Annotated in this window: 19 protein-coding genes; 9 read left to right on the forward strand and 10 right to left on the reverse strand. The window is 67.6% G+C overall.

Annotation, left to right across the window (positions count from 1 at the left end):
- The first annotated feature begins 204 nt into the window (after window positions 1–204).
- The 4 genes from OG405_RS08825 to OG405_RS08840 all read left to right on the forward strand — a co-directional run bounded on the left by OG405_RS08825 (window position 205) and on the right by OG405_RS08840 (window position 5317).
- A complete protein-coding gene (locus tag OG405_RS08825; protein WP_327151131.1) occupies window positions 205–1389 on the forward strand; it encodes a sensor histidine kinase in 1185 nt (394 codons plus the stop codon).
- Window positions 1390–2067, forward strand: coding sequence for a response regulator transcription factor (locus OG405_RS08830; protein ID WP_327151132.1), 678 nt, complete (start codon window positions 1390–1392; stop codon window positions 2065–2067).
- 688 nt (window positions 2068–2755) lie between these two features.
- Entirely contained in the window at window positions 2756–3469 is a 714-nt protein-coding gene (locus OG405_RS08835; RefSeq protein WP_327151133.1) for a hypothetical protein, read from the forward strand.
- Between the two features lie 174 nt (window positions 3470–3643).
- On the forward strand, window positions 3644–5317 hold the full coding sequence (locus OG405_RS08840; protein WP_327151134.1) for a bifunctional 3'-5' exonuclease/DNA polymerase: 1674 nt from the start codon (window positions 3644–3646) through the stop codon (window positions 5315–5317).
- A 25-nt stretch (window positions 5318–5342) separates the two neighbouring features.
- Here OG405_RS08840 and poxB read toward each other — a convergent pair whose 3' ends face one another.
- Complete coding sequence (gene poxB, locus OG405_RS08845; protein ID WP_327151135.1) at window positions 5343–7079, reverse strand: ubiquinone-dependent pyruvate dehydrogenase; 1737 nt, start codon at window positions 7077–7079, stop codon at window positions 5343–5345.
- A 205-nt stretch (window positions 7080–7284) separates the two neighbouring features.
- Window positions 7285–7962, reverse strand: coding sequence for a class I SAM-dependent methyltransferase (locus OG405_RS08850; RefSeq protein ID WP_327151136.1), 678 nt, complete (start codon window positions 7960–7962; stop codon window positions 7285–7287).
- Between the two features lie 373 nt (window positions 7963–8335).
- Here OG405_RS08850 and OG405_RS08855 point away from each other — a divergent pair, with 373 nt between their 5' ends.
- A complete protein-coding gene (locus tag OG405_RS08855) occupies window positions 8336–8923 on the forward strand; it encodes an HdeD family acid-resistance protein (protein ID WP_327151137.1) in 588 nt (195 codons plus the stop codon).
- Window positions 8924–9056: 133 nt separating this feature from the next.
- Here OG405_RS08855 and OG405_RS08860 read toward each other — a convergent pair whose 3' ends face one another.
- On the reverse strand, window positions 9057–9647 hold the full coding sequence (locus tag OG405_RS08860) for a TetR/AcrR family transcriptional regulator (protein WP_327151138.1): 591 nt from the start codon (window positions 9645–9647) through the stop codon (window positions 9057–9059).
- Between the two features lie 125 nt (window positions 9648–9772).
- Here OG405_RS08860 and OG405_RS08865 point away from each other — a divergent pair, with 125 nt between their 5' ends.
- Window positions 9773–10174, forward strand: coding sequence for a DUF4345 domain-containing protein (locus OG405_RS08865; RefSeq protein ID WP_327151139.1), 402 nt, complete (start codon window positions 9773–9775; stop codon window positions 10172–10174).
- A 272-nt stretch (window positions 10175–10446) separates the two neighbouring features.
- A complete protein-coding gene (locus tag OG405_RS08870; RefSeq protein ID WP_327151140.1) occupies window positions 10447–10812 on the forward strand; it encodes a hypothetical protein in 366 nt (121 codons plus the stop codon).
- A 308-nt stretch (window positions 10813–11120) separates the two neighbouring features.
- On the opposite strand, the gene OG405_RS08875 is transcribed toward OG405_RS08870, so the two are convergent.
- From OG405_RS08875 to OG405_RS08885, 3 genes are all read right to left on the reverse strand, one after another.
- Window positions 11121–12074, reverse strand: a complete 954-nt coding sequence (locus OG405_RS08875; RefSeq protein ID WP_327151141.1) for a peptidase — start codon at window positions 12072–12074, stop codon at window positions 11121–11123.
- A gap of 172 nt (window positions 12075–12246) precedes the next feature.
- The gene (gene hrpB / locus OG405_RS08880; RefSeq protein WP_327151142.1) at window positions 12247–14706 is read right to left on the reverse strand and encodes an ATP-dependent helicase HrpB; all 2460 of its coding nucleotides are present in this window, start codon (window positions 14704–14706) and stop codon (window positions 12247–12249) included.
- A 51-nt stretch (window positions 14707–14757) separates the two neighbouring features.
- Complete coding sequence (locus OG405_RS08885) at window positions 14758–15216, reverse strand: SRPBCC family protein (protein ID WP_327151143.1); 459 nt, start codon at window positions 15214–15216, stop codon at window positions 14758–14760.
- Between the two features lie 217 nt (window positions 15217–15433).
- Between OG405_RS08885 and OG405_RS08890 the strand changes: the two genes are divergently transcribed.
- Window positions 15434–16348, forward strand: coding sequence for a D-alanyl-D-alanine carboxypeptidase family protein (locus tag OG405_RS08890; protein ID WP_327151144.1), 915 nt, complete (start codon window positions 15434–15436; stop codon window positions 16346–16348).
- Here OG405_RS08890 and OG405_RS08895 read toward each other — a convergent pair.
- The 3 genes from OG405_RS08895 to OG405_RS08905 form a co-directional block, all read right to left on the reverse strand.
- A complete protein-coding gene (locus OG405_RS08895) occupies window positions 16326–17465 on the reverse strand; it encodes a hypothetical protein (RefSeq protein ID WP_327151145.1) in 1140 nt (379 codons plus the stop codon). The two genes, OG405_RS08890 and OG405_RS08895, sit on opposite strands and share 23 nt — an antisense overlap.
- 279 nt (window positions 17466–17744) lie before the next feature.
- Complete coding sequence (ligA, locus tag OG405_RS08900; RefSeq protein WP_327151146.1) at window positions 17745–19736, reverse strand: NAD-dependent DNA ligase LigA; 1992 nt, start codon at window positions 19734–19736, stop codon at window positions 17745–17747.
- A 120-nt stretch (window positions 19737–19856) separates the two neighbouring features.
- Window positions 19857–22115, reverse strand: coding sequence for an MMPL family transporter (locus OG405_RS08905; protein ID WP_327151147.1), 2259 nt, complete (start codon window positions 22113–22115; stop codon window positions 19857–19859).
- A 186-nt stretch (window positions 22116–22301) separates the two neighbouring features.
- Between OG405_RS08905 and OG405_RS08910 the strand changes: the two genes are divergently transcribed.
- The gene (locus tag OG405_RS08910; RefSeq protein ID WP_327151148.1) at window positions 22302–22898 is read left to right on the forward strand and encodes a TetR/AcrR family transcriptional regulator; all 597 of its coding nucleotides are present in this window, start codon (window positions 22302–22304) and stop codon (window positions 22896–22898) included.
- Window positions 22899–23018: 120 nt separating this feature from the next.
- On the opposite strand, the gene OG405_RS08915 is transcribed toward OG405_RS08910, so the two are convergent.
- Window positions 23019–23981, reverse strand: a complete 963-nt coding sequence (locus tag OG405_RS08915; RefSeq protein WP_327151149.1) for an acyl-ACP desaturase — start codon at window positions 23979–23981, stop codon at window positions 23019–23021.
- Window positions 23982–23984: the final 3 nt, after the last annotated feature.

Below are 23984 nucleotides of genomic sequence, written 5' to 3' on the forward strand. Positions count from 1 at the left end.
GGCGCCTACCACGAGCAAACCGTCCGCTGGGGCTCGTGTCCGGCTGGTACATGAACGAGTCTGTCGAGTCCGCCCCGCCCGCACATCGCTCTGGCGGCGGCAATCGTGTTCGACGAAAGTCGAGGCGCCGATTCGCCCCGGGTCGAGCACACCTCAGCCGCCGGGCTGCTGCTTCCGGCCGGTCGGTGTCGCGATAATGGCCGGGTGGACACCGACGGCCCCGCACGACTCGGGGCATGGCAGCAGACCTGGCGGCTGACGGCGGCCGCGGTACTCGGCATGGCCTTCTGGTTCTCCGTCGCCACGGCGCTGCCGGCGGGCTGCGCGGCCGATACGTGTTCCTGGTTCGTCACCGGTGATCCGCTGATCGCACTCGGCTGCCTGACGGTGCTGCTGTGGCGGCGGCGGTTCCCGTTCACCGTCGCCCTGGCGGTCGTGATCGCCTCGGCCGTCTCGGCGCTCGCCACCGGTGCCGCGCTGCTGGCACTGTGTTCGCTGTCCACTCGCCGCCGTCCGGTCGAGATCGGCGTGGTCGTCGTGGCGTATGTGACCGCGGCGCAGTTCACCGAAGACCTCTACCCGATCGGCACGCTGCCCGCCCCGATCTGGCTGCAACTCGCGCTGCCGGTAACGACCGCGGGGATCGCGGTGGCAACCGGTGTGGCGATCGACGCCCGTCGCGTCGAAGTGCGATCGCTGCGGGACCGCGCCGACAGCGCGGAACGCGAACAGGCCGCCCGGGCGGCGCAGGCACAGGCCACGGAACGCAACCGGATCGCCCGCGAAATGCACGATGTGCTCGCGCACCGGATCTCACTGGTCGCCATGCAAGCCGGCGTCCTGGATCACCGTGACGACCTCTCGGCCGAGGACAAGCGCACGCTGACCCGCGGGATCGCCGACGGTTCCCGCCAAGCGCTGGAAGAACTCCGCGACGTCCTCGGCGTCCTTCGCGCGGACCCCGACCGCCCCGAACCACCGCAACCCGACCTGGACCGGATCTCGGAGCTGGTGGCCGACGCCCGGTCGTCGGGCCTGGACGTCACGCTCGCCACCACGGTGACCGCCACCCCACCCGAGACTGTAGGACGGACCGGCTATCGGATAATTCAGGAAGGGCTGACCAACGCCGCGAAACATGCTCCGGCCGCAGCGGTCCACATCACCGTAGACGGGACGCCCGGCGGCGAACTACACGTCAGCGTCCGCAATTCGGCGGCCGCCACCACCGTCGCCCGGCCACCGGCCTCGGGCTTCGGGCTCCTCGGCCTCGCCGAACGGATCACCCTCGCCGGCGGAACACTCGACCATCATCGCACATCCGACAACGGTTACGTTCTCACCGCGCAACTTCCCTGGCCGGAGCACGACCACGAGAAAAGAGCATGAGTGCACAGTGAACAGGAGACGGTGCGCGTTGTCATCGTCGACGACGACCAGCTGGTGCGGATGGCGTTACGACTCGTCATCGACGGCGAGCCGGATCTGACCGTCGTCGCGGAGGCCGCCGACGGGGACACCGCGATCGAGGTGGTGGACGAACAGCGACCGGACGTCGTGCTGATGGATGTGCGGATGCCCGGCCGCGACGGCGTCGACACCACCCGGTACCTCCGCGCCGTACCGTCCGCGCCGGCGGTACTCATGCTGACCACCTTCGACTCCGACGAGCTGGTACTCGGTGCCCTACGCGCCGGTGCACTCGGCTTCGTTCTCAAGGACACCCCGCCCGCCCGGATCGCCGACGCGGTGCGCGCCGTCGCGGCCGGCGACCCCGTGCTGTCCCCCACGGTCACGGCGCGGGTGATCGCCGCGGCCACCGGGCCGGGTTCCACCGAGGCCCGCAGCGCCTCCCGCGACGCCGCGCGGAAACGACTGGCTGCCCTATCCGAACGCGAACTCGACACCGCGCGAGCCATCGCGGACGGGCTGGGCAACCCGGAGATAGCCGCGCGGTTACAGGTCACCGTCGCCACCGTCAAGGCGCACACCGGCAATCTGTTCACCAAGCTGGGCGTCGCTAATCGGGTACAGATCGCGCTGTTGGTCCGCGACGCAGAACAATGACCCGAGCAGCCGGGCACTCGACATCTTTCGTGAAACGCCGGCGCGGTCGCCGCGAGCGCGCCACCACTGACGCCCACGACGACCGGTTGCAGGGTTGGAGCCGGTTGCCCGACGTACTGGGTTCGCCTGGCGGTCAGAGCATCCACCGACCCGCGCCACGGGTCGAACCGCTGCAGTCAGAAGGAGTCCAGAACCAACCGGCCACGAAGGCCGCCCCCGCTCGAGCAGGCGGTGGGCCTCGGCCGCATCTGGGCCGGCCGCACTTCGGCGACGTGCAAGGTGGGAGTGCCGTTTTCGGTGCGCCGGCGCAGGGCGTTCAACCGGTGCCCCGCGGCACGGCCAGTGCGTCCAGGGCGGGCGGGCGTTCATCAAGAGAGTGGACTCGGCCGGGCCGTGAGCAGCACCATGGCGATCACGCGTTGCCCCACGCGGAGTCGGTCGTCGGCCCCAACTGCTGCCCCTGACTCTTCCCGGCTCGGGATGTGCTGAATTCGCAGCCCCGGCGGCTCGGAGTTCGACGCCGGGCGTGTGGGCGTCCTGGTTCGTCACCACCGCCGGTATGGACCCGACGCTGAACCGAGCCCCTCACTGTCCGGGATTTGTTGTGCGAGGGTGGTTCCCGATTCCGCAGCGGTGTGGAGCCCGTACGCTGGTACGGCAAGTGTGGGTCGGTGTGGGAGGAAATGGGTTGGGCCGCAGAGAGCCGCGGGAAGAACGAGATGTCTCGCCGGAGAACCGTGAAACCATTCGCAACAGTATCGAGAAGGAGCTGGGCATCCCGCGCGCCTTCGGCGAGGCGACTCCGGAGGATTTCGCGGCGTGGTTGTCCCGGGTCGAGAACATGATGGAGGTTGTTCCCCGGGAGAACCGGCGGCCGTTCGATATCACCGACAGCAATGGGGTGACCGACGTGGTGGGTGAGGTCTACACGTTGCGTCGGCTAGCCGATATTCGCAGGGAGCTGCAGGCCGGACTGCGGAATGCTACGGCGCGGGGTGAACTCGCCCAGATCCGGCATGTTGCCGACTCCGCTATACACGATCCGGTGGCCAGGCAGATGGTCGCGGATCAGATCCAGCGAGCGCAGGAGGTGGTGGTGCGGGCAGCGGTGGCCGAGGACGCGCGGGATGCCGCTTTGGGGATGGAGCTGCAGAATGTGGTGCAGGATTTGAGGGAGCGTCGCTCGAAGACGCGGTGGTCGCTGTTCCAACGTGAGCCGATCGCCGTGCTCATCGGCGCTTTCCTGCTGGTCGGGTTGAGTGTCGTGATGGTGGTCGCGATGTTCACCGGAACGGAGGTCCCGGAGCTGGTGGTGAGTTTGATCCTGTTGATTCTGGGATTCTTCTTCGGTCAGTCGGCCGCGGGTGGGCGTGGTGGTGGGCCGGGGGATGGCGGAAGTTGATCGGGTGTGGGGCGGGGAGCCGGACCTATAGCTCGGTATGAAGGCCGTATCCGCCGGGCTGGGGAGTTCAACTGACTTCGATGGCGGAATCACTGTCGATCGGGGGAGCCCGGCGCTGCACGCTCAGTGCATCCACTCACTTCGGTGTCGGACACTGGTGAAAGACTCGGGGATGTGAGGTGGGCGGTGGCGGAATCGGGCGACGGGGGTGCGCGGCTGTGTCCACTCGAGCCGGACGGCCGGCCCGCCGGAGTGGTCGTCCACGAGCCCTCGCTCGTCGAGGCCATACGCTCTCGCCCCGAGGTCGAGCGGTGGGTGTGGCGGTCCACCGCCGAGATCTACCGACCCTTGCTGGCGGCAGGGGTGCGGGTCGAGCGCTGCTACGACGTGCAGGCGGCGGAAGCTTTGCTGATCGGGCACGAGGAGGGGCAGTCGGGTCAGCCTCGTTCGCTGGCGGCCGCCTGGGCTCGCCTGCACAATCTGCCTGTGCCGCCGGACGCCCCCGCGCGGGCCGCCGAGCTCCAGCCGTCGTTGTTCGAGTCGGGCCCGGTACCGCTGCCACCCGGTGCGGACGAATTCACCGCCCTGTTGGAGGTCTACGCGGGTCAGATCGCCCGGACGGCGTCCACCGAGCATCCGGAGCGGATACGGCTGCTGCTCGCCGCCGAATCGGCGGGCATGCTGGTCGCCGCGGAGATGTCGCTGGCCGGGATCCCGTGGCGCGCGGACGTCCACCGAGAGTTGCTGGACACGATGCTGGGTGAGCGCTTTCCGGGTGGGTCGCAGCCACGCCGGATGGCGGAACTGGCCGATGAGGTGTCGCGGGCTTTCGGGGGAGAGGTGCGGGTCCGGCCGGACTTGCCCAACGACATCATCAAGGCTTTCGCCCGCGCCGGGATTTTTCTTTCCTCCACGCGAAAATGGGAGCTCCAGCAGATCGATCACCCCGCGGTGGCGCCACTGCTGGCCTACAAATCGCTGTACCGCCTGTATACCGCCCACGGCTGGTCCTGGCTCGAGCAGTGGGTACACGGCGGCCGCTTTCGTCCCGAATACCTGCCCGGCGGAACGGTCTCGGGCCGCTGGACCACCAATGGTGGTGGTGCCCTACAGATCCCGAAAGTGATCCGCCGGGCGATACGTGCCGACCGAGGCTGGTCCCTGGTGGTCGCCGACGCCGACCAGATGGAGCCGCGGATACTTGCCGCTGTCTCGCGCGATCCGGGGTTGATGGAGGTGGCCGGGCGGGGTGAGGATATGTACGCGGATCTGGCGGTCCGTGGCTTCGGTGGCGACCGCGCGCAGGCCAAACTCGCCCTGCTGGGCGCCATCTACGGACAGACTTCCGGCGATGCCCTGACCCATTTGGCCGGTCTCCGCCGGCGCTACCCGGCTGCGGTGGCCTATGTCGACGACGCGGCGCGAGCCGGTGCGGAGGGTCGTCTGGTACGAACGTGGCTGGGTCGGACGTGCCCGCCCGTATCGGTTGCGGCACCGGACCAGGAGGACCTGTCCGGGGAGAGCCTCGGTGCGTCCGGCAACACCTCCGCCGCGCGGGCCCGTGGCCGTTTCACTCGGAACTTCGTGGTGCAGGGCAGTGCCGCCGACTGGGCTCTGCTGGTCCTGGCGGGTCTGCGGCATGCGATGTCTCATGCCGGGCTCCGTGCTGAACTGGTCTTCTTCCAGCACGACGAGGTGATCGTGCACTGCCCGTCGAAGGAAGCGGCGATGGTCGCCGAAATGATCGACTCCGCGGCCGATACCGCAGGCCGGCTGGCTTTCGGACCGACGCCGGTGCGGTTTCCGTTCACAACGGCTGTGGTGGAGTGCTACGGAGACGCGCGGTGAGTCCTGTGGATCGAGAAGAGCCGGGCTAGTCCAGGATGCGTCGGGCGACGTTGGTGGTGACCAGATCCAGCAGTTCATCGGCGCGGCCCGCGAGGATGGTGCGGATGGCGTAGAGAGTGAAGCCTTTGGCCTGCTCCGCCGAGACGGCCGGTGGAATCGTCAGCTCCTGCCGTGCCACGACGATATCGACGAGTGCGGGCCCGTCGTGCGCCAGCGCTTCCTCGATGGCCTGCTCCAGGTCGCCGGGGTGCTCTACGCGGCGTCCCCAGATCCCCATCGCTCGGGCGACGGCACCGAAGTCGGGATTGTCCAGGCCGGTGCCGAAGTTCACCACGCCGGCCGCCTTCATTTCCAGCTCCACGAAGTTCAGCGACGAGTTGTTGAACACGATCACCTTGACCGGCAGGTCGTTCTGCACCAGTGTGATCAGCTCGCCGAACAGCATCGTCAATCCGCCGTCCCCAGCGAGGGCGATCACCTGGCGTCCCGGGTAGGCCGTCTGCGCGCCGATGGCATGTGGCAGGGCGCAGGCCATTGTGCCGTGGGTGAACGAGCCGGTCAGACGTCGCCGGCCGTTCATGGTCAGATAGCGCGCCGCCCAGATCGTCGGCGTCCCGACGTCGAAGGTGAATACCGCGTCGTCGGTGGCCAGTCGGTTCACCGCGCCGGCAACGTATTCCGGCCGGATGGGGGTGCGATCCCGGTCGTTGATCGCCAGCGCGTCCAGCGATTTCCGGGTGCGCCGGTAATGCCGTAGCGACCTGTCCAGGTGCGTTCGGTCGGCCTTCCGGTTCAGCAGCGGAAGTAGCGCGTCGATCGTATCCTTCACGCTGCCGACCATGCCGACGTCGATCGGCGTGCGCCGGCCGAGGTGGCTGCCGCGCATATCGACCTGAATGACCGCAGCGTCTTCGGGATAGAACTGCGTATACGGAAAGTCCGTGCCCAGCATGAGCAGCACGTCGGATTCTTTGATCGCCTTGTATCCGGACGCGTATCCGAGTAAACCGGTCATCCCCACGTCGTACGGGTTTTCGTACTCCAAGTATTCCTTACCGCGAAACGCGTGCACGATCGGAGATTGCAGAGTAGCGGCCAACGCCATGACCTCGGCGTGGGCGCCGCCGGTCCCGGCCCCGCCGAGCACGGTCACCCGCGAGCCGGCGTTCAGGATATCCGCCGCGCGGTGCAGCGTGGCGTCGTCCGGCCGCAGCACCGAACGGGACGGCAACACCGGCCGGCTGCTCCACCGCTCGTCGGACAGGCGGCTCTGGAACACCTCGCCCGGGATCACCACGACGGCGACACCGTTTTCTTCGACCGCCGCCCGCATCGCCATCTCCACGATGCGTGGGGCCGATTGCGGGCTGCTGATGAGCTCGCAGTACACGCTGCACTCGCGGAAGAGTTCCTCGGGATGGGTCTCCTGGAAGTATCCGGATCCGATCTCGCCGATCGGGATGTGCGCGGCGACGGCCAGCACCGGAACCCTCGTCCGCTGCGCGTCGTAGAGACCATTGACGAGATGAAGGTTGCCGGGCCCGCAACTCCCGGCGCACACAGCGAGCCGACCCGTCAGCGCTGCGTCGGCGGTCGCCGCGAACGCGGCGGCTTCCTCGTGTCGCACATGCTCCCACGTGATCCCGTCCGATCGCCGTATCGCGTCGGTGAACCCGTTGAGGCTGTCACCGGGCAACCCGTAAACACGGCTGACCCCGCTGACCTGCAACGCAGAAATCATGTGTTGAGCAACAGTCGCCATGGCGCGACCCTACGCGCGCCGAGCGCGATCTCCGGTGAGGCAGATCGAATCAGCGGATCGGCCTCTCCGGCCCTCGGACCGAAGTGAGGCGTAACACGTGGGCCGGATCGCCTCCGGCTGCCTGAATCATAGGCAGCCCGGGTACGGATCCGATCGAGAATTACGATCAAAAACTAAGCGTAGCAGTGTATTTCGTGATCGATGTTCAGCTATGGTCGGATATCGCTTTGGTGGCCACACCGGTGATCAGCGGTCGGACAATCGGGGGCATTCCCCGCCACGAGGTTTCCTGTATGTCCTCGAGCTCCAGACCGCGCGCCCGGATCAGCTCGAGGGTGGCCCGGTTGCAATGGCAGCCCTCCGCGAACCGCTGCCATGGACCGGCGAGGCGGTCCTGCCAGGAGGCGAGCCGCGGCGACCGAGCACGTACGTGCTCGAGAAACAGCAGTCTGCCGCGTGGGCGCAGTACGCGCTCGATCTCCCGCAGCGCCGCGTCGGGGTCGTCGACGGTGCACAACACCAGCGTCGAGACAACCGTATCCACCGTTTCGTCCGCGAACGGTAGTCGCTCCGCCGATGCGTCGACGACCTGCGCCGGCCGACGGCCGCGCCGCAGCTTCCGGCTCAACCGTGCGCGCATCGCTGCTTCCGGTTCGGTCAAGGTCAGCTCGTCGAGGCTGTCGGGGTAGTACCTCAGGTTGAGACCGGTCCCGCTGCCGAGTTCGACAGTCCGCCCCCGCGCACGACCGAGCAGATCTCGCCGTCGGGCGCTCATACCCGACCTCTCACCCACCCACAGCAGGGGATCGTACAACGCCGCGAAGGCCCGCGCCCACAGGCTCGAGTCTTTCACCGCTGCCGACGGCACGGCGTCACTGCTCACAGAATCGACCGTACGCCGACGGAGGTCTGTCCGCAGCGGCCAGGTCGGCGATAGGCCACCGAGGTGGCACACGCGATCACCGCTTGAAATCGCCCGGCCCGTACCACGCCGATGTGGCCGATGAATGGGATCCGGTGCCAGTGCCTCTGGGCAGCGACCTGACGCTGTTCCACAGGACCCGGTACTACGCGGCTTATCGGCAGAAATCGCTCGGGATCGAAGGATATTTCGAACCCGCCCCGAAGGCGCGTGAATCGTTGCTTCCGACCGAGAACCTGACCGGTGTGCTCGCGGCCGACCCGGCTTCGAGATCGCAATGTTTCGATACTGGTTAATCGTCGGCAATCATGCGGTAGCGTCATATCATCCTTGCATGACATCCAGCGAAACACAGTACGTGGGGCCGTTGCATCAACTGGCCCGCCGCGCGTGGCAGGCCATGCTGGTCATCGGCTCGGTATCGGTGGTCGTCGGTGTTCTGGTGCTGATCTGGCCCGGGCCGACAATTGTGGTGCTGGCCATCTTGTTCGGTATCTACCTGCTGGTTTCGGGAATCTTCCAGTTGGTCGCTGCTTTCGGTGGGCATGTGTCGAGCGGTTGGCGGGTCATGCTGATCGTCAGCGCGGTGCTGTCGTTCATCCTGGCCTTCTTCGCCCTGCGCCACCTCGGCGACGCTGTTCTGTTGATGGCTCTGTGGATCGGTATCGGCTGGATGTTCCGGGGGGTAGCGGTGCTGGTCGCCGGTGTGGACGCGCCCGCGGGCAGCCCTGGGCGCGGCTGGAACATCTTCTTCGGCATCGCGCTGCTGATCGGCGGTGGAATGTTGATCGTCTGGCCGTTCAACTCTGTCGCCGTGCTGACCCTGGTGGCCGGTTGGTGGTTGATCTTCATGGGCATCGTGGAGGTCGTAGGCGCACTCCAGGTGCGCAGCGGTGCGAAGAAAACGCCGAGCGTCTTGTGATCTCACGCTGAAGCTATTGTCCAGCAAGCTACCGGCCGGGCAAATCTCCATCCCGCACGCGCCACGGCTGCCGACGGCGCCGTCGCGTCGCTCCGCAGAGTCGGAGGCGGGCGGCGGAGGGTGCGCGAAACACTCAGGACTCGTCCTGGGCGGTGATCGGTTCCAATGCCCCGACCAGGGCGGCGATACAGATGTCCCGGAGTTGCTCGCGGGTGCAGGAGCGCTGTTCCAGCCAGTCCACGGTGAGCACCCGGACGAAGGTCAGCCAGCCGATGATCACCGAGGACGCGACTTCTCGGCGGCGGCCGGTGAGGCCGATGGCATCGAGCATGCGGTGACGGAGTTCGCCGAGTTCGCCCCAGATGATCGCCTGCACGGTGGGATCGCCCGCGAGCTGCCGGTTGGCGGCGATCACCGAATGTGCATTGGCCTCGAAATAGTCGAAATGAGTGTCCAGCGCGGCAATGATCTGATCCATGAGCGGTCGTTCCGGGTCCAGGACGGTGTTCCCGAGCAGTTGTTCGGTCGCTCGCCGGTAGATCCCGGCGAAAAGCTCTCGCTTGTTGGGAAAATGGCGGTACAACAGTGCTCGGGAGACTCCGGCGGCGGCGGCCACGTCCTCCATCAGAACGTCATCGTAGGCCCGTTCGGCGAACAGGCGCTCACCCGCGTCTATCAGCAGTAGGCGGCGTTCTTCCGGGGCGAGTCGACGACGGGTGCTCATTGCGCCCAGCTTAGTTGACGTGTGTCTACCAGGCGCCGTATGGTCTTTGTAGACGCACGTCTACTAACTCTGAGCGGCGCGAATCGGTGCAGCGCACGGGGATTCGCCGGATAGGGAGTGCTGGCATGGAGAAAACGCTGCGGTGGCTGTGCTGGGTGATGGGCATTGTCTGTGTTCTGATCGGAATCGCACATATCGTCCTCGGACCGGCGGCCGTCCCCGACACCGGCGCTCTCACCGCTACCGACGACAACCAGAACCGCTTCTTCGGCGCGATTTTCGCAGGGTATGGACTCGCCTGGGTCTGGGCGGTGCGGCAGTCGCCGATACGCGGTGATGCGATCCGCTGGCTGGCCGCAATCATGTTCGTCGGTGGCCTCTCTCGCTTCATCTCGGTGGCCGTGCACGGATGGCCGCACGGGTTCGTCATCGTGCTGACCGTCCTCGAGCTGGTGCTGCCGCCGGTCTATTTCTGGTTGGTCCGTGGCGCCGGGAGTCGCGCGGAATCGGCGATGGCTGCCGCCTGAGGGTGCCTCGGGATCGCAGGGATCGGCACCGGCCCGTCGGCTCGGAAGCGGTTGGCGTGTAGTAGATCTGATCATTGTTCCGATGAGAGGGGGCGGGCTGTCGTGGGGGTCGGCGCGATCGAAGAGTGCCTCGGCGCCGCGGTCGAGGTCGGCCGGGTACCGGGATATGCTGCGGTGGCCGCGGCTCGGATCTTCGTAACGGGCGGCAGATGTCGCAGGGTCGTCACGCGCGGCACTGCTGTGGGACCAACCGAGAGGATGTGGCCGGTAGCGTGAGTAGCTATCTGGTGGTTCAGCTGTATTGCACGCCTGCGCAGGCCGATTCGGTTCGGACGGGCGCGATCGGCGAGCTGGCGAGATTTCCCGAGTTCGCGGGGTCGAGGACGGAGCTGGCGCCGAAAGCCCAGGGGGACCATCGGTTACATCTGGATTGGGCGGAAGAACATCCAGGGCTTGTTCCGGGTGAGCGCACTTACTTCTCGCTCGAGATGATCTGCCCGGTGGATGTGCCGGAGTCGGTATTGCGGAGCGCGGAGGACGGGGTCATCGAGTGGATCGATAAGACCTTCAACGACCGGCCGGACGATATCGCCGAAGTGCACTGGGCGAGCTACGCGGAAATCAGACAGGGCGCTTGAGGCCGTGAACGCGGGCACGGTGGTTCGGCCCGCTCCGGCCATCGGCCCGAACGCGGTATCGGCCTCGCCCATCGTGAGGTGATCTCGGGGCCGATAGCGATGCCCCGGTTTGTGGCGCGTAGGCGAGATTCACGTCCGTCGGGTCGGTCCGTTTCCGGGTACCCGAGGTCGATCGTCCGGGGCATCGCGGGAAGAGGATCGGCGTAGTGAGTCCGTCCGCTCATCGGCGGCCGGCCCGGGTCGGACGACCCACCCGGCGACGGCGGTCCATACCGTCGACAGCAGTAGTGGACGGGCCGCCGGGACTCCTACCGCGGGAAGAGAGTCAGAACCGACGACATCACCTGCCGGGCGACGTCGTCGGTGGCCGAGGTAACGGCGACGACCGGTACGCGTGGAGCGAAAGCGGTGCTTTCGGGTGGTAATTCGGGACCGACGACGGCGGAGTAGATCGGGATACTGGCATCGTAGAGTGACGTCGAGCGGAACACGCTGCGATCATCGATCTTCTCCTCGGTGCTGCGGTCCGCTACCTGATCGGGGACGCGATACTCGTAGGACACCGTCACCGTTTCGTTCCGGTACTCGAACAGGCATTGGGTCAGTCGGATCTCATCGGTATCAGCGGTGCCGGCCAGTTTCGCGCGTACCGCGCACGGATCGGCACCGACCAGCACCGTGATGACGGTATCGGGTGAGGTGCCCTGAGCCGGCGACTGCCGCCAGCGCTCGACCATGCCGGGTAGCAAACTGTCGGCGACCGCACACGAATCACGATCCGGAACGGAGAGGCCGAGATAGAACGCGGCGCCCGACGGGAAACGGGCGGTGGCGCCGCAGGCCCGCGGATCGTCGTCGCGGCCGGGGACCAGCAGGACACTCACATCGTCCAGCTGTTTGCTGATGCCGCGGCTCGGTGTGAGTGTGGGCAGCAGGGTCGTATGCCAGGTGAGAGTGCCGGCTTCGCCCGCGGCGCTCTCGCCGAGGGCGGCCCGGCACGAGTCCAGACCGATCGTCACGCTGTGGATATCGCCGAGATCGTCGAGGGTATCGCGCGGGAGGAGCGCGCAGACGTCGATCTCACGGGTCGCCTGTGCGACGGCCGCATGTTGCTGCGGGGTGGCGGCGGGCGCCGACCAGAATTCCGGCGGTGGGCCGGGAGTCACCGTCGATCGAGGATCACCGTTCCCGGTATCGTCACCGCAACCCACTACGGCGAGCAACGCGGCTGCGACGAGCGTGAACGTGCGGTATATCGTCACCTCTGACCTCCCGGTGCGAGCTGAGCCGGACCGTGCCGCATCGAGTCTGCGCGCACTGGCAACCACAGCGCAATCATCCCGATGCCTTCGGCCGGTCGGCTCCCGGGTGGCCGCGGAGGCCGAGCGGGACCGCAGGGCTCGCGCGCCGTTCCGGCAGCGGGACACGGCGGAGTCAGCGTGATGGTCCCGGCTGGTCACGGCCCGCATTGCGGGCAGTGCCGCGGTGGGCGGGCACGGTGGTGGGGTCTTCCGGCCAGGCATGTTTGGGGTAGCGGCCGCGGAGATCGGCGCGGACTCGAGGCCAGCCGGTTTGCCAGAAAGAGGGGAGGTCCGCGGTGACCGCGACCGGACGTCGAGCGGGGGAGAGCAGGTGCAGCACGATCGGTATACGGCCGTCTGCCAGGCGTGGCGATTCCGTCCAACCGAAGACCTCCTGCACTGTCACCGCGAGCACCGGCGGGTCGGCCGAGTAGTCGAGGCGAGGTCGGCTTCCGGAGGGGACCTCTGCGCGTTCGGGTGCCAGTTCGTCCAAGCGGGCGGCATCCGGCCAGGGCAGTAGGCGCCGCAGTGCCTGTCCGGTATCGATGCGTTCGAGGTCGGCGCGACGACGGGCGCCGGCGAGTTCGGGGCCGAGCCAGGTGTCGGCGGCGGCGAGCAGCGCCTCGTCGTCGACCGGCGGCCAGGGAGCGCCGAGGGTACGGTGCAAGAAGTCGAGGCGTTGGCGGAGCGCGATCGCCTCGGCGGTCCAACGCAGCACGCTTAGACCGGTCGAATCGAGGCCGCGCCGCACCGCCGCGCCGAGCGATCGGCGATCGGGGTCGGGAATCGGCTTCTCCGACAATGTGATCGCGCCGAGTCGTTCGATCCGCCGGGCAACCACCTCGCCGGCGATCCAATCTATCTCGTCGACGGTGGCCAGCAGGCTCGCAGCGGCACGGCGGGCCAGCCGTTCGTCGGCAACCGCGGCCAACCGGATATATCCCTCCGAACGACCCGGATCCCGCGTCGCTACGCCGACCGCCAGCCATTCCGCATCACCTGTTCCGGCGCCGGGCGGTAACGTCACGGCGGTGCCGCCGGCCATGAGATAGCTCGCCGAACCCGGACCGCGACGGCGCGCCAGCCGCTCCGGATGGGCCAGCGCGACAACGAAAGCCGGATCGTCGACCCCGTCCGGCCCCTCGACCAGCCGCGACAGCCGCTCCACCTCCCGCCGCCAGCGTGCCGGCCGTTCGCGCCTCAATACACGTAGACCGGCCGTGAGGTCGACATCGGACGTAAAGGTGTCGTCGTCGAGGACAGTGACCACTTCCGCGGCTGCCCGCGCACCGACCACAGCCGCTCCATCGAGTAGCGCGCGTGCCAGCCGCGGATGAAGTCCGATCCGGGCCATGCGCAGCCCCCGGTCGGCCACCTCACCGTTTCCGTGTATGGCTCCCAATGCCCGCAACACCTCCCGCCCGGCGGCAAGCCCGCCGGACGGCGGTGCATCCCACCAGGTGAGACCCTGCCCATCGGCCGTACCCCAGCACGCCAGTTCCAGAGCCAACCGGGTCAGGTCCGCTGTCCGAATCTCAGGCTCCGGATAGGCGGGCAGCGTGGCGTGCTCGTATTCGGGCCAACACCGCCACACCCGCCCCGGGGCCTCACGCCCGGCCCGCCCGGCCCGCTGCTCGGCCACCGCCGCCGAGACTCGCACGGTGGCGAGACCGGAAAGCCCCCGCGACCGATCGATACGGGGAACTCGGGCGAGTCCGGAATCCACCACCGCCCGCACTCCCGGCACCGTCAGACTGGACTCCGCCACCGCCGTGGACAACACCACGCGTCGTCGAGGTCCGGGCTGTAACGCGGTGTCCTGTTCGGCCGCGGAGAGTCTGCCGTGCAACGGAACGAGATCCACACCGTCCGAGTCGGCCAGCAGCACTGTCGTCCGCCGGATTTCGGCGGCCCCCGGCAGGAATACCAGTATGTCGCCGTCGGTTGCGGCGAGTGCGGCCCGGGTGGCGCGCGCCACCTGCGCTTCGATCCGTTCCCGTGGCAACGACGGGATATACCTCGTGTCCACCGGATAGGTCCGACCCTGGACCTGCACCACCGGCGCCGCGTGATCGCCGCCCAGGAGGGCTGAAAGGCGTTCGGCTGCCACAGTCGCCGACGTGGCGAGCACCCGCAGATCCGGTCGTAATCCGGCCCGGGCGTCCAGTAGCAGAGCCAACAGCAGATCCGCGTCGAGGTGCCGCTCATGGCATTCGTCGAGCATCACCACATCGGCCCCGGCCAGCTCGGGATCGTCCTGTAGTCGCCGCACGAGCAAACCTGACGTAACGACCTCGATCCGGGTCTCCCGGCCGACTCGCCGATCCCCCCGGACCGAGTAGCCGACGGTTCCGCCCACCCGCTCGCCCAGCAGCGCGGCCATCCGCCCGGCTGCGGCCCGAGCCGCCAACCGCCGAGGCTCGGCCACGAGTATCCGCCCCGGAACAGACGCCGCCAGCGCTAGCGGCACCAGGGTCGTCTTACCGGTCCCCGGCGGAGCGACCAGCACGGCGGTTCTGTGTTCGGCCAACGTCACGACGAGCCGGTCGAGCGCGGCACGGACCGGTAGATCAGGAAGTTCAGGCAGTTTCATCGACGACCAGTCTGCGACCTGGGCCGCGCATACGCAGACCCCGGGACAGTTTCAGCCCCGACTCGTTCCGCTGTCGCGGGCTTCGACAGCCTCGACCGTCTTCCGGAACGCGTTTCTCAGGATGCCACCGCCGACGGTCCCGACCACCGCTCCCAATGCCCGGCCCTTCAAGTTCTTGCCCTCGCGGACCACGACGACATCTACGTCGGTCCGTCCGTCGGGGCGGGGCGTGAACCGGTAGGTGTGGCCCGAGTGGCCACCCCACAGATTGGAATCGGTGGTCGTCATGACGACCCGGTGGGGATCCGACCAGTCGTAGTGCAGGCGCTCCCAGATTCCGCGCGACCCCTCCGTGACGTCGGCTTCGCTGGGGCCGCGGCTGTGCACTTCGAGGTATTCGTCCGTGCTGTTTCCGAACAGTTGCTCGCGGTCGGGCCCGAAGTCGGTGAGTGCCGCGATGAACTGTTCGGGTGTCGCGCTCGTCGTTGCGGTGAAGTGGAGAGTGGCCATGGGTGCTCCCTGTGTGTGGTGGCTTCGTCTCTCGAGCAGGAACTACATGCTGTCGGATGGTATGCGCAACACCCCGTCGAGACTGCGGAACCACCGCCGCGAGGTGCTGCGGCCTGCCGGTACGGTTCGGTCTCGCGTCTTCCGGTCGCCTCGGTACTGTTCGACTCCACCGTCGGAAATCCCACTGTTTGCCGAGGTCGGCCGACACAATATGGCGATGCGATCCTATGCTCGTGTACTGCTGGCGGTCGCCGCCGGAATACTGGTCGTATTCGCGCCCACTGCCGCGGCGGCCCCGGCTCCGGGCTCCTCGCACACTCAACTCCCGTTTCCACTGAGTCTGCAACCGGACGGAGTACGGGCGCCGGCGGCGGCGCTGGCAGAGGCCAATACCGGGATGATCGTGTGGTCGCGCCAGCCCGACATCCGCCTCCCGATCGCCAGTATCACCAAGGTCACGACCGCGGTGGTGGTGCTCGAATCGGGTGATCTCGAGCGCCCGATCACCGTGCCGCGGAGCGCCGTCGACTATGCCGCCGCCTACGGCGGAAGTACCGCCGGCCTGGCGCCCGGTGAGGTACTCACCGCACGTCAACTGCTGTACGCGATGATGCTCCCGTCCGGCTGCGATGCCGCCTACGCTCTCGCTGAGGCCTACGGGCCCGGCCAGGACGCCTTCCTGGCGAAGATGAACGCCACCGCGCAGCGGCTCGGGATGCCGAACACCCATTTCAGCGACCCCAGCGGCCTCCCCGCGCCCGACGATTTCTCGACGTACTCCACACCCGCGGAACTGGTGCGGCTCGGTCGCCACGCGATGGCTCACCCGATCTTCCGGGAGATCGCCGGATCACCGATCTATCACCAGCCCGCTGGTCCCGCGAACCGGGACCACGTCTGGGAGACCACCAATGGTCTGCTCCGTGAGTACGCGGGCACCACCGGAATCAAGACCGGATCCACGAATGCCGCCGGGACCTGCCTGCTGTTCGAGGCCTCCCGGGGCGGACAGCGGTTGATCGGTGTGGTCCTGAACAGCTCACCCGACGATCTGGCCGCCGCGACAGCCGACGCCCAACGCGTCTTGAACTGGGGTTTCATCCCGATACTCAGCTCTCTGTCGGCAAGCTGACCCGGCCCGTAGCAATTTCATCGCCGCCATCGGCGAGGTGTCGATCCAGTTCCTGGAGAACGTCGGAGGCCCATTGCTGGTCCCGTTCTCGCTCGCTGTTCGCTGCGGCATCCAGCAGGGAAAGCCACGACGGTGTGGTGACGAGCGACCAGTACGAGGTCCGGAGCGAGTCCAGGGAAGGCCAGTCCGGTGGCGGGAAGTCACAGTGACCGCTCGAGAAGCGAGCGAGGCTCCATATCGTGCGATATCGGGACAGGTTCGGTGTCAGCCGGGCGGTGTGGGTGAGGTAGTCGGTGAGCACCTGTTCGGCGTGGCGATAGTCGATGATCGTGCCGCCCGTGCCCTGGCTCCAGACAAGGGCGCTCAGCAGGCGTCCGGTGTGGTCGACGACGTCCTCGTCGGCATCGGGCGCCGCGATCGCTTCATGGACCGGTGCGGCTCGGGTGATCTTTTCCGCGAAGTAGCCGTTGAGGAAGTCACCGTCGCACGGCTTGCGGAGCAGCCACGGATGGGCGAGAGGATCGTCCAGCCCGCAGACGGCCTCGACCAGGTATACCCGGCCCCAGCCCGAGACACGGTCGGTGAGCCGGATGAGGTTGGCAGTCGGCTTCGGAAGCCGTGCCAGCGCCTCGGCGGCAAGCGGACCGAACGTGTCGGACAGGAGGCCGATCGTTCGGATCAGCGGAATGTCCTCGTCGGTGCCGACCTCGGCGAGGATGGCCATGCCGAGCACCGTCGGATCAGTGTCGGTGCTGGTACGGGTGAGATGGCGGCCGAGATCGAGAACCTGTTGTCGGTCCGCACGACCGATGGCCGCAACAACGGCGGGTGCGCGGTGGATCGGAACCTGGTACTCGATGGTCATCCGGCAGAGCCGTGCGATGTCGCGTTGTGCTATCGGTGTACGGAAGAAATCGTCGATGAGCTGTGCCGTTCGGGCGCCGTCCCGGTCGTCGCTCGGGCCATCGAACCGGCGAACGGCTCGGCGGTCCTCATCTGGATACGGTTCGCCTTCCCGGGGCAACGGGATGTCAGGATATCTGCGGGCCAAGGCCACGGCATGGTCGTAGAAGGTGGTCTGCGGGTCGGGTCGAGTCGACCCGGGAGACGCACTCACCGTGTGGTGGAGAACTCGATTCTTTCGATCATGGGGGCAATATAGACAGGCGCCGACTGCCATCGCAACCGGAATCGCATGCAGCCCTTGGGACAGTGGGGGAACCAGGGACGCGGACGGCTCGACGCTGGAAGTGCGTTGCCGACGCGCAGCGTGCACGCGACTCGCATTACCGAGCGTTCCCTGCGTTGATTGGCCGCCGCTGTATGTCCCGGTCGTTGACGAAATCTGGGAACCGCCGTCTACAGCTGGGGGCGTACCGACCGCATCTGCCGAATTCTAGACGACCTTCGCGGCGATCAGCAGGGTCCAGATCTCGCCCTGATCGACGACCTCGACGCCGAGTTTCTCCGCCTTGGCCAGTTTGCTGTCGCCGACTCCCGCACCGGTGATCAGTAGGTCGGTGTTCGCCGAGACCGACGACGCCGCCGTCGCGCCCGCTTTCTCGCACAGGCGTTGAAATGTCGGGCGGGCGACTTTCTCACCGGAGCGCGGGTCGCTGATGGCGCCGGTGATCACCACCGTTTTGCCTTCCAGGGGCGCGCCGGACGCGACGACCGGGGCGAGGTCCTCCTCGCGCACATCCAGGCAGACGCCCGCTTCACGGAGCCGTTGCAGTTCCGGGCGCAGTCGAGTGAGGTGCTCGACCAGGGACGCGGCGACCTTCGGTCCGATGTCCTCCACGGCCACGAGACGTTCGATGCCCGCGTCGGCGACCTCCTCCAGCGAGCGGAATCCCGCCCGGGCCAACCGAGCCGCGGTGCCGTCGGAGGCCATCGGGATCGCCAGGCCGATCAGCGCGCGGCGCAGGCCGACCCGGCGGCTGGCGTCGATCGAGTCGATCATTCGGGTGGCCGAGACCTCGCCCATCCGGTCGAATTCGAGCAGGCGCTGCTGCGTGAGTGTGTAGAAGTCCGAGGGGCTTTCGAGGATGCCGGCCTCCGCCAGGCGTTCGATCCATACTTGTCCGACGGCGTCGATATCGGCCCCCGCGCGCGACGCCCAGTGGATCAGCCTGCGCACCGTCTGCGCGGGGCAGGAGACGTTGGTGCAGAACAGTTCCCGGCTGTTGCCCTGCTCGGTCACCGGCCGGTCGCAGGACGGGCAGGTGGTGGGCGGCACGATCTCGCGTTCGGCGCCCGTGCGTTCGGACGCGTCGAGGACGCCTGCCACGAACGGGATCACGTCGCCCGCGCGGCGAACCAACACGGTGTCGCCGATCTTGATATCGCGGGCGCGTATCACCTGCTGGTTGGCCAGTGTCGCCTTCGTAACCGTCGTGCCGCCCACGAAAACCGGCTCCAGCCAGGCGACCGGAACGATCTTGCCTGTCTTGCCGACGTCCCAGACCACATCGTTGAGCAACGTGGTCTTCTCCTCGGCGGCGAACTTGAACGCCAGCGCGCCACGCGGGGAGTTCGACCGGGTCCCGGCGGCGGCGTAGGCATCCCGGTCGGCCAGCCGCAGCACCGCGCCGTCGATGTCGTAGTCCAGGTCGTTGCGACCTTGTTCGATTGCGGTGATCGCGGCCTGCGCCTGCTCGGCGCCGGCGCAGAGCCGCATCTGCGCGCCCGCGATCCCCAGCGCCCGGAGTCCCTCCTCGAGATCGACCGCGACACCTCCATCGGAGGCGTCCAGATCGAAGCCGAAGAACTGCAGGCGCCGCTGCGCGACCGTGGCGGGATCCTTCGCCCGCAACGTGCCCGCCGCGGCGTTGCGCGGATTGATCAGCGGTTTGTCCGGGTGCGCGGTGTTGTAGGCCAGGAAGGTCGATCGCAGCATCACCGCCTCGCCACGTACCTCCACCCGCCCCGGGAGGTCGATCCGCGCGGGGACGCCGTCGACCAACGCGCGGACCAGCACGGTGACATCGTCACCGGTGGTGCCGTCACCACGGGTCACGGCCCGCGTCAACTGCCCGTCCTCGAAAACCAGCGCCAGCGACATGCCGTCGAGTTTCGGCATCACCACCACCGGCTGCCCGGGGAAACGATCGAAGAAGGCCGCGACCTGCTCGGGTGTGGTCGCCTTCTCGAGCGACAACATCGGCCGCGAATGCCGGATCGGAGCGTGCAGTACCGCGGGCGCACCCACCTGATCCAGCGGATTCGGGTCGGGTGTGAGATCGGGGTGTGCCGCGATCAGACCACGTAGTTCGTCCTCGATCACGTCGTACTCGGCATCGGCGACCAGCGGCGAGCCCCGATAGTAGGCGTCGCGCAACGTCACGATGCGGTCCGCGAGTTCCTGAATGTGTTCCCCAGCTTCCACAGCACCAGACGTTACCGAGACCCACCGACACCGGGTGCGGCGACGCCGCGCGGACTCCCTGCCGAGACAGCTGCCCGCGCGCTCGCCCCCGGCCTGCTCGGCGCCACTCGAGCCCTTCTGTCATCGGGGAGCCAGGACGCGGTCCTCGTCGGTGTGGTCGGCCGGGCGATCCAGTCGCTCGGTGAGGCGTTCGCCTTCGATATCGAGGGCAGGGACCAGCGGAGCCAGCCATGTGGGCATCCACCAGATCCGCTCGCCCACGATCAACATGAACGCGGGGACGATGAGCATGCGGACCAGGAAGGCGTCGGCCAGCACGCCGACCGCGAGTGCGAATCCGATGGTTTTGAGGATGACGTCATCGGTGAGGGCGAATCCAGCGAAGACGCCGATCATGATGATCGCGGCGGCGACCACCACGCGGGCGCTGTGGGTGAACCCGTCGATCACCGCCCGGCGGGCGGGGGTGCCGTGGACGTAGGCCTCACGCATCCGGCTGACGAGGAAGACTTCATAGTCCATGGCGAGGCCGAACAGGATGCCGGTCAACAGGATCGGCAGGATGAACAGCACCGGCCCGGTCGTATCGACCCCGACGAGCTGGTTCAGCCAGCCCCATTGGAAGACGGCCACGGTCGCCCCGAGTGAGACACCGACCGAGAGCAGGAATCCCAGCGCCGCCTTGATCGGCACCCAGACGGAGCGGAACACCGCGATCAGCAGGAAGATCGCCAGGCCCACCACTACGGCGAGATAGATCGGGAACACCTCGGACAGTTCGTCGGCGATATCCACCCCGACGGCGGTCTGGCCGGTGACCAGAGCGCGGGCGCCGGTTTCGGCGGGCAGATCGGCGACGGCGGCGCGGATCTCGGCGACGAGGTCCTTGGTGGCCTGGTCCGACGGGCCGGAGCCGGGTATCACGGTGACGGTGGCGAACCGGACCGTGTCGAGCTGCTGGGCGAAGGCCTGCCGGGCCTGCGGGGTGTCACTGGTGACGGCCGGGACGACGGCGGCGATATCCGAGCCCGGCCGCGCGGCCAGAGCCTGGAGATGGCCGGTGGCGGTGCGCACGGCACCGGCCGGGTCGGGTGCGTTCGCGGTATCCACGACGACCACGAGCGGGCCGTTGGCGCCGGGGCCGAAGTTCTCGGAGATGAGGTCGTAGGCGGTGCGGGCGTCGCTGCCGACGGATTTGCTGGAATCGTCGGGCAGCGCGAGCTGCATGGAGGCCATCGGGAGGGCGGCGATGGCGGCGATGGCGATACCGCCCACCAGTGCGCTCCACTTACGCCGGGAGATACCTTCCACCCAGCGGCGGCCGTGGGTGCGGTATTCGTCGCCGATGGTCCGCTGTTTTGCCAGGTAGCGCGGCTTACCTTTCATCACCTTGTCGCCGGCGAAGCCGAGGATCGCCGGGAGCAGGGTGAGCGAGATGAGTACCGCGATGGCGACGGTGAAGGCGCCGGCGAGACCCATCTGGGTGAGGAATCCGATATTGCACACCGCGAGGCCGACCAGCGCGATGATGACGGTCAGACCGGCGAAGACCACCGCGGAACCGGCGGTGCCGACCGCGCGACCGGCGGCTTCCTCCAGCGAGCGGCCCGCGCGCACCTCGCTCTGGTACCGCGACATGATGAACAGGGCGTAGTCGATACCGACCGCCAGGCCGAGCATGGTGCCCAGCGCGGGCGTCGTCGAGCCGAGTTCGACGAATCCGGTGAGTGTGGTGATGGCGAGCATCCCGATCCCGACGCCGACGAGCGCGGTCAGTAGCGGCATTCCCGCGGCCACCAGCGACCCGAACGTGATCGCCAGGACCACCAGCGCGACGGCGATACCGATCACCTCGGCGAGGGGCATCTCCACCTCGCTCATCGCGTCGCCGCCGACGGCGACCTGCAACCCGGCTGCTTCGGCGGTGTGTGCGGCGTCCTCGAGCGCGGAGCGGTCCGATTCGGCCAGTTCGGTGGAGGTCTTGCTGTAGCTCACCGAGGCGTAGCCGACCCGGCCGTCGTCGGAGACGGTGCCCCCGGTGAAGGGGTCGCTCACCGTTTGCACATTTTCGGTCGCCAGTTCCCGCAGGGCCGCGGCGACCGCCGAGTTGTAGGCGGGTTCGGTCAGCGAGCGACCCGCGGGCGCTTCGAACACCATCCGTGCCGTCGCGCCGTCGGGAGCGGCCTGCGGACTGCGCTCCTCGATCAGGTCGAACGCCTGGGTGGATTCGATGCCGGACAACTCGAACTTATCGCTCGTCTTCCCCGAAAGCGTGGCCGCCCCGACCGCCAGCAGGGCCAGCAGCACCACCCAGATCGCCGCCACCGCCTTGCGGTGGGCGAACGACCATCGGCCGAGCCGGAACAACTGCCACGCCATGTGATTGCCCTCCAAGCAACTAGTGGACCCCGGGGTCCGGTTATGCTCGAGGATAGGAGTAAGCGGACTGAAGGGTCCACTTCAGGAAGGTAGATGTGGAGCAACTCACGTGGCGCATCGAATGAGACGTGGGTCGCAGACCGGCCGGTCCTGCACCGATATCGCGAATACGGCACCATGACCGGCATGGCGGCATCGCAGCCGGATGCGACCCGCACCGACCCGGAGACCTGGGCGGGGCGGCGGGCCGATGCCCGGCAGAACCACGAGAGGGTCCTGGCCGCGGCGATCGAGGTGTTCACCGAGCACGGAATCGGAGCGACCATCCCGCAGGTCGCGGCGCGCGCGGGCGTCGGCAAGGCGACCGTCTACCGCAGCTACCCGACCAAGGCCGATCTGGTGCAGGCACTGGCCCGCATGCATATCGACTGGTTCCATCAGCTCGTCACCGCCGCCGTCGAGGCCGCGCAGGCCGACGCCTATCGCGCGCTCGAGGCGCTGCTGGAACGGGTCACCGCTCGCCTGGCCGAGGATCGGCTGATGATCGAAGTCCTCAGCGGTGTCGAAGGACTCGGCGACGAATACCTCGAACAGCAACTCGAACGGATTCTGGCCCTCGGTCGGGCGCAGGGCAGCCTGCGCGCGGACGCCACCGGAATGGATATCCAGGTCCTGGTCTCCGGCGCGGCACGCACCCTGATAGAGCTCGACATCCGGGACCCGGCCGTCTGGCGCCGTTACGCACGGCTCACATCGGCCGCGCTGCGGGTCGAGCCCGACTGAGCAGCACTGCGGGCCGAGCCCGACTGAGCAGCACTGCGGGCCGAGCCCGACTGAGCAGCACCGCGGGCCGAGCTCGACCCGGGCGCGCCCGAGTGTGATCGTCACCCGATATGAGAGCGGTCAGCCTACTGCGGTATCCGCCTTTTCCGCTCGCGCGGCTTCTCGGGCGAGGAGGCGAGCGCGCTGCTCCTCGAACCGTTGGACGTCGTTGCCCAGCTTCTCGAGATACTCGCCGAGCTCTTCGCGGCTGCGCTCGCCGCGTGCACCGAAATCGTCACGGTCGAAGATGTTCCAGACCCGCAACACCGGCTGCAGCACCTCGTCGAGGTGCTGGCGCAGATCGTAGATACCGTGCTTCACCATCAGTACTCCGTTGCGGCGCCAGTTGGGCATTCCGCGGCCGGGCATCCCGAAGTCCGTCACGATCTTGGTGACCGATTCCATGGCCTGGTCGGGTGCGATATCGAACGCCGCACCGGCCACGTTGCGGTAGAACAGCATGTGGAGGTTCTCGTCGGCGGCGATCCGCTTGAGCATCCGGTCGGCTACGGGGTCGTCGCATACTCTGCCGGTGCATCGGTGACTGATCCTGGTGGCCAGTTCCTGAAAGGTGACATAGGCGACCTGGTCGAGTACGCCGTGGAAATCGTCCGGTGCGTGCACACCGCGGGTCATGTGCACCATGCGGTCGTTTTCGAGGGCCACCGGGTCGACTCCTCGCGTGACCACCAGATAGTCGCGCATGGCGATGGCATGCCGGTTCTCCTCGGCGGTCCACCGGTTCACCCAGGTGCCCCATGCGCCGTCCGCCGAGAAGTGCTCACTGATGGTCCGGTGGTACGACGGCAGATTATCCTCGGTGAGCAGATTGGTCACCATCGCGACCTTGGCGACCTCCGACAACCGTGAATGCTCCGGCTCCCAGTCGGTTCCGCCCATCGCGGCGTAGTTTCGGCCTTCGTCCCACGGCACATAATCGTGCGGATTCCAGGCTTGGGCGGTCGCCAGATGGCGATCCAGATTCTCGGCGACCACCGGCTCCAGCTCCAGGAGCAATTCCATTTGTGTCAGATCCCGCACCATGTA

Origin of the sequence: Nocardia sp. NBC_01329 (assembly GCF_035956715.1) — a bacterium.
In the GTDB taxonomy this organism is placed as follows: Bacteria; Actinomycetota; Actinomycetes; order Mycobacteriales; family Mycobacteriaceae; genus Nocardia.

Coding starts and splice junctions, on each gene's coding strand:
- OG405_RS08910 (WP_327151148.1), top strand. CDS start 22,302: ATGGCGGCATCGCAGCCGGATGCGACCCGCACCGACCCGGAGACCTGG.
- poxB (WP_327151135.1), bottom strand. CDS start 7,079: ATGGCGACTGTTGCTCAACACATGATTTCTGCGTTGCAGGTCAGCGGG.
- OG405_RS08915 (WP_327151149.1), bottom strand. CDS start 23,981: ATGGTGCGGGATCTGACACAAATGGAATTGCTCCTGGAGCTGGAGCCG.
- OG405_RS08885 (WP_327151143.1), bottom strand. CDS start 15,216: ATGGCCACTCTCCACTTCACCGCAACGACGAGCGCGACACCCGAACAG.
- OG405_RS08855 (WP_327151137.1), top strand. CDS start 8,336: ATGACATCCAGCGAAACACAGTACGTGGGGCCGTTGCATCAACTGGCC.
- OG405_RS08905 (WP_327151147.1), bottom strand. CDS start 22,115: ATGGCGTGGCAGTTGTTCCGGCTCGGCCGATGGTCGTTCGCCCACCGC.
- OG405_RS08865 (WP_327151139.1), top strand. CDS start 9,773: ATGGAGAAAACGCTGCGGTGGCTGTGCTGGGTGATGGGCATTGTCTGT.
- hrpB (WP_327151142.1), bottom strand. CDS start 14,706: ATGAAACTGCCTGAACTTCCTGATCTACCGGTCCGTGCCGCGCTCGAC.
- OG405_RS08890 (WP_327151144.1), top strand. CDS start 15,434: ATGCGATCCTATGCTCGTGTACTGCTGGCGGTCGCCGCCGGAATACTG.
- OG405_RS08860 (WP_327151138.1), bottom strand. CDS start 9,647: ATGAGCACCCGTCGTCGACTCGCCCCGGAAGAACGCCGCCTACTGCTG.